9 protein-coding genes are annotated in these 14,043 nt (G+C 70.0%); 8 read left to right on the top strand and 1 reads right to left on the bottom strand.

Going from position 1 to position 14,043, the window contains the following annotated elements; genetic code table 11:
- Positions 1–184: 184 nt before the first annotated feature.
- The 7 genes from AAG895_RS16065 to AAG895_RS16035 all read left to right on the top strand — a co-directional run bounded on the left by AAG895_RS16065 (position 185) and on the right by AAG895_RS16035 (position 8,593).
- Positions 185–772, top strand: a complete 588-nt coding sequence (locus tag AAG895_RS16065) for an aminodeoxychorismate/anthranilate synthase component II (RefSeq protein WP_345792990.1) — start codon at positions 185–187, stop codon at positions 770–772.
- Positions 773–793: 21 nt separating this feature from the next.
- A complete protein-coding gene (trpD, locus tag AAG895_RS16060; RefSeq protein ID WP_345792989.1) occupies positions 794–1,837 on the top strand; it encodes an anthranilate phosphoribosyltransferase in 1,044 nt (347 codons plus the stop codon).
- A complete protein-coding gene (gene trpC / locus AAG895_RS16055) occupies positions 1,834–2,634 on the top strand; it encodes an indole-3-glycerol phosphate synthase TrpC (protein ID WP_345792988.1) in 801 nt (266 codons plus the stop codon). Before trpD ends, trpC begins: the two co-directional genes overlap by 4 nt.
- 60 nt (positions 2,635–2,694) lie before the next feature.
- Positions 2,695–6,921: a translocation/assembly module TamB domain-containing protein gene (locus AAG895_RS16050; RefSeq protein WP_345792987.1), complete on the top strand. Its 4,227-nt coding sequence runs from the start codon at positions 2,695–2,697 to the stop codon at positions 6,919–6,921.
- A gap of 102 nt (positions 6,922–7,023) precedes the next feature.
- Entirely contained in the window at positions 7,024–7,593 is a 570-nt protein-coding gene (msrA, locus tag AAG895_RS16045; protein WP_345792986.1) for a peptide-methionine (S)-S-oxide reductase MsrA, read from the top strand.
- A gap of 36 nt (positions 7,594–7,629) precedes the next feature.
- A complete protein-coding gene (locus AAG895_RS16040; protein ID WP_345792985.1) occupies positions 7,630–7,974 on the top strand; it encodes an FKBP-type peptidyl-prolyl cis-trans isomerase in 345 nt (114 codons plus the stop codon).
- 160 nt (positions 7,975–8,134) lie between these two features.
- Positions 8,135–8,593: an Lrp/AsnC family transcriptional regulator gene (locus AAG895_RS16035; RefSeq protein ID WP_345792984.1), complete on the top strand. Its 459-nt coding sequence runs from the start codon at positions 8,135–8,137 to the stop codon at positions 8,591–8,593.
- A gap of 49 nt (positions 8,594–8,642) precedes the next feature.
- Here AAG895_RS16035 and AAG895_RS16030 read toward each other — a convergent pair whose 3' ends face one another.
- Positions 8,643–9,983 (bottom strand): sodium-dependent transporter, encoded by a 1,341-nt coding sequence (locus AAG895_RS16030; protein ID WP_345792983.1) that lies wholly within the window; start codon positions 9,981–9,983, stop codon positions 8,643–8,645.
- 466 nt (positions 9,984–10,449) lie between these two features.
- Here AAG895_RS16030 and AAG895_RS16025 point away from each other — a divergent pair, with 466 nt between their 5' ends.
- Entirely contained in the window at positions 10,450–14,031 is a 3,582-nt protein-coding gene (locus AAG895_RS16025) for an indolepyruvate ferredoxin oxidoreductase family protein (protein ID WP_345792982.1), read from the top strand.
- The last annotated feature ends 12 nt before the right edge of the window (positions 14,032–14,043 follow it).

Genomic DNA, 14,043 nt, shown 5'->3' with positions numbered 1-14,043 from the left:
CGCTGGCTGTGTTGCTGCCCACCGTGGGAGCGGGCTTGCCCGCGAAAACTGCGGCAGGGTCACCGACGTTCGCGGGCCAGCCCGCGCCCACAGCCTCGGTGCCGCAGGCGCCCTGCGTACCCTCGAAATCTGAATCCAGGCGAAGCCGGCCCGATCGCCGCCGGTCCTCGCGAAGGGAATGACCATGCTGCTGATGATCGACAACTACGACAGCTTCACCTACAACCTCGTGCAGTACTTCGGCGAGCTCGGTGCCCAGGTGAAGGTTTTCCGCAACGATGAGATCACCCTCGACCAGATCGAGCGCCTCGCCCCCGACCACCTCGTCATCTCGCCCGGGCCGTGCTCGCCGGCCGAGGCCGGCATCTCGGTGCCGGCGATCAAGGCCTTCGCCGGCAAGCTGCCCATCCTCGGCGTCTGCCTCGGTCACCAGAGCATCGGCGCGGCCTTCGGCGGGCGCATCGTGCACGCGCAGAAGCTGATGCACGGCAAGACCTCGCCGGTGCATCACCTCGACGCCGGCGTGTTCCGTGGCCTGCCCAATCCGCTCACCTGCACCCGCTACCATTCGCTGGCCATCGAACGTTCCAGCCTGCCCGACTGTCTGGAAGTGACGGCGTGGACCGACGACAACGAGATCATGGGCGTGCGCCACCGGACGCTGGACGTCGAAGGCGTGCAGTTCCACCCCGAGTCGATCCTCACCGAGTGCGGCCACGCGCTGCTGAAGAACTTCCTCGACCGTCGCGCCGCCGCGCCTGCGGCTGCCTGAATCGAACGCTGCGAGACGAACATGACCACGATCACTCCCCAGCAAGCCCTGCAACGCACGATCGAGCACCGCGAGATCTTCTACGACGAGATGCTGTCGCTGATGCGCCAGATCATGGCCGGCGAGATCTCGCCGGTGATGACCGCCGCCATCCTCACCGGTCTGCGCGTCAAGAAGGAAACCGTCGGCGAGATCACCGCTGCCGCCACCGTGATGCGCGAGCTGTCGACCAAGGTGGTGGTGCAGCCGCCGCACGACCATTTCCTGGACGTCGTGGGCACCGGCGGCGACGGCGCACACACCTTCAACATCTCCACCGCCACCATCTTCGTGGCCGCCGCGGCCGGTGCGCGCGTGGCCAAGCACGGCGGTCGCAGCGTGTCGTCCAAGTCCGGCGCGGCCGACGTGCTCGAGGCGCTCGGCGTCAACCTGGACCTCACGCCGCAGCAGATCGCCGAGTGCATCGAGGCCACCGGCATCGGCTTCATGTACGCCCCGGCGCACCACAGCGCGATGAAGAACGTCGCCCCCGTGCGACGCGAGATGGGCGTGCGCACCATCTTCAACATCCTCGGCCCGCTCACCAATCCGGCCGGTGCGCCCAACACGCTGATGGGCGTGTTCCACCCCGACCTGGTCGGCATCCAGGCGCGCGTGATGCAGCGCCTGGGCGCCAACCACGTGCTCGTGGTGCATGGCCTGGACGGCATGGACGAGGTCAGCCTCGGCGGCACGACGCTGGTCGGCGAGCTCAAGGACAACAAGGTCACCGAGTACGAGATCCATCCCGAGGATTTCGGTCTCGCCATGGCGGGGAGCCGCAACCTGCGCGTCGAGGACGTCGCCGAGTCGCGCGCGGTGCTGCTCGGCGTGCTCGAGAACCAGGCCGGGCCGGCACGCGAGATCGTCGTCTTCAACGCCGGCGTGGCGCTGTACACCGCCAATCTGGTGGATACCATCGGCGCCGGCATCATGCGTGCGCGCGAGGCCATCGAGAGCGGCGCGGCGCGCGCCGGGCTCGACGCCTTCGTGCGCTTCACCCAGCAGTTCCGGAGCGGCAAATGAGCGACATCCTGCAGAAGATCTGCGCGGTCAAGGAGCAGGAGGTCGCCGCCGCGCGCGCCGAGCTGCCGCAGCCGGTGCTGCGCGCGCAGGCCGAGGCGCAGCCGCCGGCGCGCGATTTCGTCGGCGCGCTTCGCGCCAAGCATGTGGCGGGCCGTGCCGCGGTGATTGCCGAGATCAAGAAGGCCAGTCCCTCCAAGGGCGTGATCCGTGCCGACTTCCACCCCGCCGAGATCGCCGTCGCCTACGAGCGCGCGGGCGCGGCCTGCCTGTCGGTGCTCACCGACCGTCCGTTCTTCCAGGGCGCCCCGGAATACCTGCAGGCAGCGCGTGCAGCCTGCCACCTGCCGGTGCTGCGCAAGGACTTCCTGATCGACGCCTACCAGGTGTTCGAAGCGCGCGCGATGGGCGCCGACGCCATCCTGCTCATTGCCGCCTGCCTGGATCTGGCGCAGATGCGCGACATGGAGCAGCTGGCCATCGCGCTCGGCATGGCGGTCCTGGTGGAGGTTCATGACGGCGCCGAGCTCGAGCAGGCCCTGCAGCTGCAGACCCCGCTGATCGGCATCAACAACCGCAACCTGCGCACCTTCGAGGTCTCGCTGCAGACCACGCTCGACCTGCTGCCACGGATCGTCAGCGGGCCGGGCGGGCGCATCGTGGTCACCGAGTCCGGCATCCTGCAGGCGCAGGACGTCGCCCTCATGCGCGACCATGATGTGCACACCTTCCTCGTCGGCGAGGCCTTCATGCGCGCGCCCGACCCCGGCGCCGAGCTGCAGGCGCTGTTCGGCGGCTGAGGACGCCCGCCGATGAGCTTGCAGTGTCCGCGGGCCGGACGCTTCAGTTGAGCGGATACGATGCCTGAGCAGCCCGCCGGCCTCGACCGCGATGCGCCCCCGGCCGCCGCGCCCCGACGCTCGCCCGAGACGCCTCCCCGGCGGCGCTGGCTGCGTTGGCTGGGCTGGGGGGTGGCCTTGCCGGTGGCGACGCTGGTTGGCGCCAGCGCCTGGTTGCTCGGCACGCAGTCCGGACTCGATGCCGGCCTGGCGCTCGCCGAGCGCGCGACCGGCGGCGCGCTGCAGGCGGAGGGGGCACGCGGGCGCGTGCTCGGCGGTTTCCAGGCCGACACGATTGCCTGGCGCACGACCGATCTCGAGCTCGAGCTGCACCAGTTCGCCTTGGCCTGGCGGCCGGGCGCGCTGCTGCAGGGCCGGGTCCATATCGACGAGCTGAGCGCGGCCCGCGTGCGGCTCGCCCAGACGGTGGCCGAGGACGCGCCGGAGGCCGCGCCGCCGAGCGCGCCCGCATCGCTCGAGCTGCCGGTGGCGGTCGAGCTGACGCGGCTCGCGGTGGGCGTGTTCGCGATGCGCGACCTGCCCGCCGCGCAGCATGGGCGGGACGCGCTGTCGGCTGCGGCCGAGGCCGTGGAGCGCGCCGAGGCGGCCGTCACCGACCCGGCGATCGCCGCCGAGGCGGTGACCGAGGTGGCCGCGGAGCAGGGTGTGGTGTTCTCCGCGCTCGAGGCCGCGCTCGACAGCGACGGCCGTCATCATCGCCTGCGCGCGCTCACGCTCGATCTGCCGCAGGGCAAGGCGAAAGTGGCGCTGGCGCTCGATGGCGCCTCGCCTTTCCCGCTCAGCGGCGAGGGCAGTTTGGAGGGCGTCATCGAAGCCCATCCCCTGGCGTTGAAAATTGGCCTGGCCAACACCCTGCTCGAGCCGCGCCTGCAGGCCGAGGGCCAGCTTGCGGGCACGCAGGTGCAGGTGGTGGCCGAGGCCGCAAGCTTCGCGCCTAACCCGCTACGCCGCTTGAAGATCGACGCAGGCGACTTCGATCCTGCCATCTTCCTTGCCGGCGCCCCGCAGGCAGCCCTCAGCCTGCAGGCCGAGCTTGCGGCACCGACAGCCCATGACGGCCTGCTCACCGGCCCGGTGCGCCTGACCAACAGCCGCCCGGCGGCCGTGGACGCCAGCGGCATCCCGCTGCAGGCGCTCTCTGCCGTGCTCGACTGGCGCAGCGGAGAGGTCGCGCTCGACGCGCTCGCGATCCGACTGCCGGGCGAGGGGCGCATCGACGGCCGCATCGCCTGGCGTCCGCCGCAGGCCACCTCCGCAGCGTCGCCGCCGGTCGATGCAGCGGCGGCGGGCGACGGTGCAGCAGACGGCGGCGAGGAGCCTTCGGAGAAGGTGACGACCGCTCCCGGCTTCGGTCAGCTCGTCGCCGCTCTCGAACTCGTCGGCATCGACACCCGGCAGCTCGACACCCGCCTGCCGCGCCAGATCGTCGCCGGGCGCGTCGACGCCGAGGCCGACGCGCTGCGTCAGCAGGTGCGCGTCGGCCTCGAGGCGGGACGCGCGCGCATCGAGGCCGAGGCGACGGTGGCGGTGCTTGCGGTGGAGGCCGCGACCGGGTCCGCGGCGGATGCAGGCGGGGACGAGGCCGGCCCCACGCCGCGCCGGCGCCTGGTCCTCGACGCCCGGCTACGCGACGTGGATCCGCGTGCGCTCGTCCCCACGGCGCCGTCCGCGCGCCTGAACCTCGATCTGAAAGCCGACGCCACGCTGCCGCCCACGGGGCTGCCACAACGGGCCACGGTCGATTTCCGCATCCCGGACAGTGTGCTCGAAGGCCTGCCGCTCAGTGGCGATGGTCGCGTGCGTCTCGAAGGCCAGCGCCTGCCCGAGCTGCGCCTCGCCCTGAGTGTGGCGGGCAACGCGCTCGAAGCGAGCGGCGCACTCGGCGCTGCGAGCGACAGCCTTGCCGTGCGCCTGGACGCACCGAAACTGTCGGCGATCGGTTTCGGCCTGGCTGGCCGCGCGGGCGCCGAGGGGCGGGTCGGCGGGACGCTGGAGGCGCCGAACGGCGCGCTTCAGTTCTTCGGCGAAGGTCTGAGCCTGCCCGGCGCAGTGCGGCTGGCCGGCGTCAACGGCAGTGCCCGGCTCGACGCCGGCATGGACGGGCCGTTCACGCTGGCGCTCGGCCTGTCCGGCCTCGGGCCCGCAGGGCGTGACGCCGACGGCAAGGTTCAGGCCGACTGGCTTGCCAGCGCGCGATTGAGCGCCGAGGGCACGCGCGCGCAGCATCGGCTCGAGCTCAGCGCCGCCACGCCCGAGCAGCAGGGCGTCGCCGACGCGCTGCGCCTCGTGCTGCAGGGCGGGATGGCGGCGGGCGATTCCGCGCGCTGGCGTGGCCAGCTCGCCGCACTCGAGAGCGCCGGGCGCTTCGTCGCGCGCCTGGTCGCGCCGGCAACGCTCGAGCTCGCGCCCGATGGCGTGCGCCTGGGCGCGGCCGAGCTCAATGCCGGCGACAAGGGCCGCATCCGCCTGCAGGAGACGGCGTGGTCGCCGACCCAGAGCGTGCTGCGCGGCGATCTCAGCGGGCTCGTGCTCGATCTCGAGCCGAAGCGGCGCGACGGTCGGCCGCGCCGCAACGCCGATCCGCTCACCCTCGGCGCGCGCTGGGACCTGTCCGTGGGCCGCACGCTGCAGGGCGAGGCGAGGGTGTTCCGCGAGACCGGCGACCTCAGCGTCGAGGGCGAGCTCCGCACCCGGCTCGGCCTGGAGACCCTGGAGGCGGTACTCGACGCGCGCGGCGACCGGCTGACGCTCAGCCTCGACGCGCGCGGGCGCGAGTTCGGCAGCGTGCAGGGCGAGGTCGGGCTGCGCGCGCGCCGTGGCGCCGATGGCGTGTGGCGCGTGCCGCCCGAGACGGCGCTCGGTGGCTCGGCCCGGCTCGACATGCCCTCGATCACCTGGCTAGGCCGGCTGGCGCGCGAGAACATCGAAACCGCGGGACGGGTCTCCGGCCGCGTCGGCATCGGCGGCACGCTTGCCGCGCCGCGCGCCAGCGGCCGCATCGAGGGGCGCGCGCTCGGCTTCACGCTCATCGACCAGGGCCTGATCCTCGCCGGCGGTGAGCTCGACCTCGACTTCGACAGTGACAGCCTGCGCCTCGAGCGCCTCGAGTTCGTGTCCACCAATCGTGTGCGTCCGCGCGAGAACCGTATCCCCTTCGACCGCCTCACCGCGACCCCGGGGCGCTTCACCGCGCGCGGAGCGGTGGCGCTGGCGAGCGGGGAGGGCAGCTTCCGCTTCGATGCCGACCGCCTGCCGCTGCTGCAGCGCGACGACCGCTGGATGCTGGTGTCCGGCGCAGGCAGCGCGCGCAGCACCTGGAGCTCGCTCGCGCTCGATGCCGAGTTCCGCGCCGACGCCGGCTACATCGAGTTCGCCGAGTCGCCGCCGCCCAGCCTGTCCGACGACGTCGTCGTGCTCGGCCGTCAGGAAGCGGCCGCGGGCGAGGGCGGCTTCGCGGTGACTGCGGACGTGCGCGTGAGCCTGGGGGACGCGCTCTACCTGTCCGCCCTCGGGCTGGAGACGCGCCTTGCCGGCGACCTGCGCATCCGCCTGCAGCCTGGCAGGCCGTTGTCGGCGGTGGGCACGATTTCCACCGTGGGCGGTAGCTATCGCGGCTACGGGCAGAGCCTTTCGATCGAGCGCGGGGTGGTCAATTTCCAGGGGGCGCTCGATGCGCCCGGGCTCAATATCGTCGCATTGCGCAAGGGGCTCGAGGTCGAGGCTGGCGTTGCGGTCACCGGCAGTGCCAAGCGTCCGCAGATCCGCCTGGTGTCCGAGCCCAACGTGCCCGATCCGGCCAAGCTGTCGTGGATCGTGCTCGGTCGCGCGCCGGATGCCGGCTCCGGCGCCGACCTCGGCCTGCTGCTGCCGGCTGCGGCGGGGCTGCTCGGCGGTCCGGGCGGCGGCATGACCGAGGAGCTGTCGCGCAGCCTGGGCTTCGATTCCTTCTCCTTCGGCCAGGGCGAGTTGAACAGCACCAGCCGCGCCGCCAGCAGCCGGGTGCTCGGCAGCGGCTCGACGGTCGCCAGCGGTCCCTCGGTGTCGGGCCAGGTGCTGAGCCTGGGCAAGCGCCTGGGACCGGACCTCTTCCTGTCCTTCGAGCAGAGCCTCGGTGGTGCGGCCACCCTGGTGAAGCTCACCTACCAGATCTCGCGCCGCATGTCGGTGATCGCGCGCGGCGGCACCGATACCGCGCTCGATGTGCACTACGGCTTTTCCTTCCGCTGACGCCGGCGCGGCAGGCCGGAAGAACGTCCTGGCGGCGCGGGAATGAATCGCGCGCCCGGCGGTCTGCCGAGATGAATACCCACCCCCTGATGGAGTCCGTAAATGAACGAGAACAAGACCGATCAAACCCTCGACACCGCCATCCTTGGCGGTGGCTGCTTCTGGTGCCTGGAGGCGGTGTTCGACCTCGTCGATGGCGTCGAGGAGGTCGTGTCCGGCTATTGCGGCGGTCATGTCGACGCGCCCACCTACCGCCAGGTGTGCACCGGCGGCACCGGCCATGCCGAGGTCGTGAAGGTCGTGTTCGATCCGGCGCGGGTCAGCTACCGCGAGTTGCTCGAGATCTTCTTCACCATCCACGACCCCACCACGGTGGACCGCCAGGGCAACGACGTCGGGCCGCAGTACCGCTCGGTGATCTTCGTCACCAGCGATGCCCAGCTTCGCACCGCGCTCGACCTGATCGAGGAACTGGGCGAGCAACGCGTCTTCCCGAAGGCCATCGTCACCCGCGTCGAGCGCGCGCCGACCTTCTGGGCGGCCGAGCCCGAGCATCACGACTACTACGTCAACAACAGCGATCAGCCCTACTGCCAGTACGTGGTGGCGCCGAAGATCGCCAAGTTCCGCAGCCGCTTCGGCGTGCGGCGCGTGCCGGGGAGCAAGGGTTAGAATGCCGACTTTCAATCATCAAGGCAGGAGAACGGCATGACCCAGACCACCACCGCCAGCGGACTCGTGATCGAGGACCTCGAGGTCGGCAGCGGCGACACCGCGGTCGCGGGCCGCATGGTGTCGGTGCATTACACCGGCTGGCTCACCGACGGGCGCAAGTTCGACTCGAGCAAGGACCGCAACGACCCCTTCGCCTTCCCGCTCGGTGCCGGCCACGTGATCCGCGGCTGGGACGAGGGCGTGCAGGGCATGCAGGAAGGCGGCAAGCGCAAGCTCACCATTCCGCCCCAGCTCGGCTACGGCGCACGCGGCGCCGGCGGCGTGATCCCGCCCAACGCCACCCTGGTGTTCGAGGTCGAACTGCTGAAGGTGCTGTAAATCCTCTTGTGGGAGCAACGATCTGTGGGAGCGGGCTTGCCCGCGAACGACGGCGCTGCGCGGCCGCCGCTTTCGCGGGCAAACCCGCTCCCACGGGGACTCGCCATTGGCGTCCCGACGCCCGCAGCAACCAGACGACAGCCGCACAAGGCCACCCCTCATGAAGCTCGACCCGGCGCAGCGCCACATCCTGACGCTCCTGCAGAAGGACTCCACCCTCAGTACCCAGGCGCTCGCCGACAAGGTCGGGATGTCGCCGACCCCGTGCTGGCGGCGGGTGCGCGACATGGAGGAGGCGGGCGTGATCCGCGGCTACGTCGCGCTCGTCGATAGGCACAAGGTCGGGCTGGGCACCTGTGTGTGGGTGCGGGTCAAGCTCAAGCAGCACAGCGCCGACGTGCTCGAGCGCTTCGAGAAGGTGGTGAAGGCCTGCCAGGAGGTGGTGGAGTGCTACGAGCTGCTCGGCGAGACCGACTGCCTGCTCAAGCTCTACCTGCCGAACCTGGAAGCCCTGTCCGTCTTCATGCACAACTTCCTGCTCAAGATCCCCGAGATCGACGTCACCCACTCCGCGGTGGCGCTGCGCGAGATCAAGAACGAGACGGCCCTGCCGCTGTGAGGCGGGCAGGGCCGTTCGTCCGCTCGCGCGCGGGTGCGCGCGGTGCGCCTTACAGGTTGTTCCAGAACACGTAGAGCACGCCCAGCGGTGCGACGTAGCGCGCCAGCACCGTCCACAGCGCGAAGCCGGTGTCGCCGAGGCGCAGCTCGTGCTTCACGCTCGCCTGCTCCAGCTTCCAGGCTGCGAACACGATCGCACCCAGGCCCGCCAGCGGCAGCATGAACTTGCTGGTGACGTAGTCGAGCAGGTCGAAGATGTTGAGCCCGGCGAGCTTGACCTCGCTCCACACGTTGAAGGACAGCAGCGCGGCGATGCCCAGCGCCCAGATCGTCAAGCCGGCGACCACGGTGGCAGTGACGCGGTTCATCGGCGTGCGCTCCTCGAGCAGCTCGACCACCGGTTCCAGCAGCGAGATCGACGAGGTCAGCGCGGCGAAGGTCAGCAGCAGGAAGAACAGGGTGCCCAGCACGAGGCCGCCGCCCATGTTGCCGAAGGCCAGGGGCAGGGTGACGAACACCAGGCCAGGGCCGGCCGCGGGGTCCAGGCCGTTGGCGAACACGATCGGGAAGATCGCCAGGCCGGCGCACAGGGCGAACACGGTGTCCATGATCACCACGGTGCGCGCGGTGCGCAGCAGGTTCACATCCTCGCCGAGGTAGGAGCCGTAGGCCATCATGATCCCCATGCCCAGCGACAGGGTGAAGAAGGCATGGCCGAGCGCAGCCAGCAGTACCGAGCCGTCGAGCTTGCTCCAGTCGGGGTTGAACAGGTAGGCGATCGCCTGCCCGAAGGCGCCGGTGGTCATCCCATAGCCGACCATCACGATCAGGATCAGCGCCAGCGCCGGCATCATCAACTTGCTGCCGCGCTCGAGGCCGGACGAGACGCCCATCGCCACGATGATCACGGTCAGCAGCATGAACACGCTGTGCCAGCTCAGCAGCTCACCCGGGCTGGCCAGGAAGCCCTCGAAGATCGCGCCGACGCCGCCCTTGTCCAGGCCGGTGAAGCTGCCGGTGGCCGCGTCGCGGATATAGGCCAGCGCCCAGCCGCCGATCACCGAGTAGAAGGACAGGATCAGGAAGGCTGCGAGCACGCCGACGATGCCGACCACCGCCCAATTGCGCGTGTGCCCGTTCTGGTGCGCGAGCTGGGCCATGGTGTTGATCGGGTTCTTCTGGCCGCGGCGGCCGATCATCCATTCCGACACCAGGATGGGCACGCCGATCAGCGCGATGCACAGCAGGTAGACGAGCACGAAGGCCGCGCCGCCGCTCTGGCCGACCATGTAGGGAAACTTCCAGATGTTGCCGAGGCCGACGGCGGAGCCGGTGGCGGCGAGCACGAAGCCCATCCGCGACGACCATTGGGCGTGCGTGGTGGCGCTCATGTCATCGCTCCTGGCAGACGGTCGGCATCGGGGTCGCAGGGGTGGGTGCGGGGTGCCGCACCCGGCCGGAAGTGGCGGATTGGATCACGGTAGTCTCCTCGTTCATGTCGGCGCTCGTGGCGCGGAGGGCAAAAAAGGCCGCAGTGTAGCCGCGCGCTTGCCGTTTGTGCGGCGCAGACATGGCCTCGATGCGACCTGATGGCCCTTGTTTTTTTGCTGTCCGCTGGCTGGATGGCCGTGGTCGGACGCGGCGAATAGTAAGTGTGATGAGTGGAATAATTTTTCTTATCTCGCAGCCTCGGCGGCGAAAACAGAAAAATTATTTCGTCGGCGCGCCGTAGCATGCGATGCGTTGTCCGCGTAACCGGACGAAACAGAAAACTCATCACCCAAGGAGACAACGCCAGCCAGCACTTCCTGTGCGCTACCCGTGCGCAGGTTCCTGCCGGCGGCGGTTCACGCCACCATGTCGAACACCGTGCCCCCCGTCAGCCTCGACGACAAATACACCCTGAAGACCGGCCGCGCCTGGATGACCGGCATCCAGGCCCTGGTGCGCCTGCCGATGATGCAGAAGATGCGCGACGAAGCCGCCGGCCTGAACACCGCCGGCTTCGTCACCGGCTACCGTGGCTCGCCGCTCGGCAACGTCGACCAGGAGTTCTGGAAGGCGAAGAAGTATCTCGAGCCGATGCAGATCCGCTTCCAGCCCGGCCTCAACGAGGATCTCGCCGCGACCTCGGTGTGGGGCACGCAGCAGGTCACGCTCGACCCCAATGCCAAGCACGAGGGCGTATTCTCGATCTGGTACGGCAAGGGCCCGGGCGTGGATCGCACCGGCGACGTGTTCCGCCACGCCAACGCCGCCGGCACCTCGAAGCACGGCGGCGTGCTGGTGATCGCCGGCGACGACCACGCCGCCAAGTCCTCGACCCTGCCGCATCAGACCGAGCACGTGTTCAAGGGGCTGATGATGCCGGTGCTGGCGCCGGCGGGCATCCAGGAATACCTCGAGTACGGCCTGCACGGCTTTGCGCTGTCGCGCTACTCGGGCTGCTGGGTCGCGTTCAAGGCGCTCACCGACACGGTGGAGACGTCCTCCTCGGTGGACGTCGATCCCTTCAAGGTGCAGACACGGATCCCGACGGCGGCGGATTTTCCGCTCCCCGAGGATGGCTTGAACCTGCGCTGGCCCGATCCGCCGCTGGTGCAGGAGAAGCGCCTGCTGCACCACAAGCTCTATGCCGCGCTCGCCTACTGCCGGCTCAACAACCTGAACCGCACCGTCATCGACAGCCCGAACGCCAAGCTGGGCATCATCACCAGCGGCAAGAGCTATCTCGACGTGCGCCAGGCGCTCGACGACCTCGGCATCGACGAGGCCACCGCGTCGGCCATCGGCCTGCGCCTGTACAAGGTCGGCATGGTGTGGCCGCTCGAGGCCGAGGGCGTGCGCAAGTTCGCCGAAGGCCTGGACGAGATCCTGGTGATCGAGGAGAAGCGCCAGTTCCTCGAGTACCAGCTGAAGGAAGGGCTCTACAACTGGAAGGACGAAGTCCGCCCGCGCGTGATCGGCAAGTTCGACGAGAAGGGCGAGTGGGCCCTGCCGCACGCCGACTGGCTGCTGCCCGCCGCCGGCGAGCTGACGCCGGCGATGATCGCCCGCGCGATCGCCGGCCGCATCGCGCGCTTCCACACCTCCGACCGCATCAAGGCGCGGCTCGCCTTCATCGAGGCCAAGGAGGCCGCGCTCGCCAAGCCGCGGCTGTCCATCCAGCGCGTGCCGCACTACTGCTCGGGCTGTCCGCACAACACCTCGACCAAGGTGCCGGAGGGCTCGCGCGCCATCGCCGGCATCGGCTGCCACTACATGGCGACCTGGCTGTCGCCCGAGCACACCCAGACCTTCTGCCAGATGGGCGGCGAGGGCGTGCCCTGGATCGGCCAGGCGCCCTTCACCGACACCCCCCACGTTTTCGCCAACCTCGGCGACGGCACCTACATGCACTCGGGCATCCTCGCCATCCGCGCGGCGGTGGCGGCGAAGGTCAACATCACCTACAAGATCCTCTACAACGACGCGGTGGCGATGACCGGCGGCCAGCCGCACGACGGCACCCTGTCGGTGCCGATCATCGCCCGCCAGCTGCTCGCCGAGGGCGTGGGCACGGTGGTGGTGGTCAATGACGGCACGTCGCGTGCCTACGGTCCGGCCGACCTGCCGCATGGCATCGCCATCCGCCACCGCGACGAGATGGACGCCGTGCAGCGCGAGCTGCGCACCGTGCCGGCGGTCACCGCGATCATCTACGACCAGACCTGCGCCGCCGAGAAGCGCCGCCGGCGCAAGCGCGGCAAGTTCCCCGACCCCGCCAAGCGCGTGGTGATCAACGATCACGTGTGCGAAGGCTGCGGCGACTGCAGCGACAAGTCGAACTGCATGTCGGTGGGCGCGGTGGAGACCGAGTTCGGGCGCAAGCGCTTCATCGACCAGTCCTCGTGCAACAAGGACTACTCCTGCGTGAAGGGCTTCTGCCCGAGCTTCGTCACCATCGAGGGCGGCAAGCTGAGGAAGGGCAAGGCCGCGGGCAAGGCCGCCTTTGCCGAGCTGCCCGAGCCGCAGCTACCCTCCACCGCCACGCCCTGGGGCATCCTGATCACCGGCGTCGGCGGCACCGGGGTGGTGACCATCGGCGCGCTGCTCGGCATGGCCGCGCATCTGGAAGGCAAGGGCATCTCGGTGCTCGACATGGCCGGCCTGGCGCAGAAGGGCGGCGCGGTGTGGTCGCATGTGCGCATCGCCGACCGCCAGGCGCAGCTGCACGCCGCCCGCGTCGCCGCCGGCGAGGCCAATGCGGTGATCGGCTGCGACCTGGTGGTGGCGGCCAGCGACGAGTCGCTCGCCAAGATGCAGAACGGGCTCACCCGCGTCGTCATTAACCGCGACCAGACCAACACCAGCGAGTTCGTGCGCGGCTTCGCCGCCCAGGCGCGCAGCGGCAACGTCGGCGCCAACCCCGATCCGCAGTTCCCGGCGGCCTCGATGGAGGCGCAGATCGTCGATGCGGTCGGCGCGGACAAGGCCGAGTTCCTCGATGCCACCCGCATCGCCACCGACCTGCTGGGCGACTCGATCGCCACCAACCTGTTCATGCTCGGTTACGCCTGGCAACGCGGCCTGGTGCCGCTGTCGCGGCAGGCGATCGAGCGTGCGATCGAGATCAACGGCGCCGCGGTCGAGGCCAACAAGGCCGCCTTCCTGTGGGGCCGGCGCGCCGCGGTCGACCTGAAGGCGGTGAACGAGGCCGCCAAGCCGCAGTTCGGCACGCCCGAGCATCACAAGCTCTCGACCAGCGTCGATGAGCTGATCGCCCGCCGCAAGGCCCAGCTGACCGAGTACCAGAACGCCGCCTACGCCGAGCGCTACGCCAGGCTGGTCGAGCGCGTGCGCGCCGCGGAGACGAAGCTCGCCCCGGGCATCACCCTGCTCACCGAGGCGGTGGCGCGCGGCTACCACAAGCTGCTCGCCTACAAGGACGAGTACGAGGTCGCCCGCCTGTACACCGCGACGGACTTCCTCAAGCGCGTCGAGGAGCAGTTCGAGGGCGACTACAAGCTGGTGTTCCACCTTGCCCCGCCCACCCTGGCCGACAAGGACCCGCAGACCGGCGCGCTGCAGAAGAAGGCCTACGGCCCGTGGATGCTCAAGGCGATGCGCACGCTGGCGAAGTTCCGCCACCTGCGCGGCTCGATGCTCGACCCCTTCGCCCGCAGCCACGACCGCAAACTCGACCGCGAGCTGATCGCCGAATACGAGCGCGTGGTCGAGGAGATCCTCCTCAACCTCGACCGCAGCAACCACGAGGCGGCGATCGAACTCGCCGCCATCCCCGACCAGATCCGCGGCTATGGTCACGTTCGCGAGCGCTACCTCGCCAGCGCCCGCAAGCGCCAGGCCGCCCTGCTCGAGGACTTCCGCCACCGCCGCCCGGTCAGCGCCCCGCTCGCGACCAAGGTGCGCAAGACCATCGCCATCATCCCCGGCTGAAGATCAATGGGG

Origin of the sequence: Thauera sp. JM12B12 (assembly GCF_039614725.1) — a bacterium.
In the GTDB taxonomy this organism is placed as follows: Bacteria; Pseudomonadota; Gammaproteobacteria; order Burkholderiales; family Rhodocyclaceae; genus Thauera.
The sequence above is the reverse complement of the archived record's forward strand: the minus strand, read 5'-3'. Positions and strand labels throughout refer to the sequence as shown.

Coding starts and splice junctions, on each gene's coding strand:
- AAG895_RS16065 (WP_345792990.1), top strand. CDS start 185: ATGCTGCTGATGATCGACAACTACGACAGCTTCACCTACAACCTCGTG.
- trpD (WP_345792989.1), top strand. CDS start 794: ATGACCACGATCACTCCCCAGCAAGCCCTGCAACGCACGATCGAGCAC.
- trpC (WP_345792988.1), top strand. CDS start 1,834: ATGAGCGACATCCTGCAGAAGATCTGCGCGGTCAAGGAGCAGGAGGTC.
- AAG895_RS16050 (WP_345792987.1), top strand. CDS start 2,695: ATGCCTGAGCAGCCCGCCGGCCTCGACCGCGATGCGCCCCCGGCCGCC.
- msrA (WP_345792986.1), top strand. CDS start 7,024: ATGAACGAGAACAAGACCGATCAAACCCTCGACACCGCCATCCTTGGC.
- AAG895_RS16040 (WP_345792985.1), top strand. CDS start 7,630: ATGACCCAGACCACCACCGCCAGCGGACTCGTGATCGAGGACCTCGAG.
- AAG895_RS16035 (WP_345792984.1), top strand. CDS start 8,135: ATGAAGCTCGACCCGGCGCAGCGCCACATCCTGACGCTCCTGCAGAAG.
- AAG895_RS16030 (WP_345792983.1), bottom strand. CDS start 9,983: ATGAGCGCCACCACGCACGCCCAATGGTCGTCGCGGATGGGCTTCGTG.
- AAG895_RS16025 (WP_345792982.1), top strand. CDS start 10,450: ATGTCGAACACCGTGCCCCCCGTCAGCCTCGACGACAAATACACCCTG.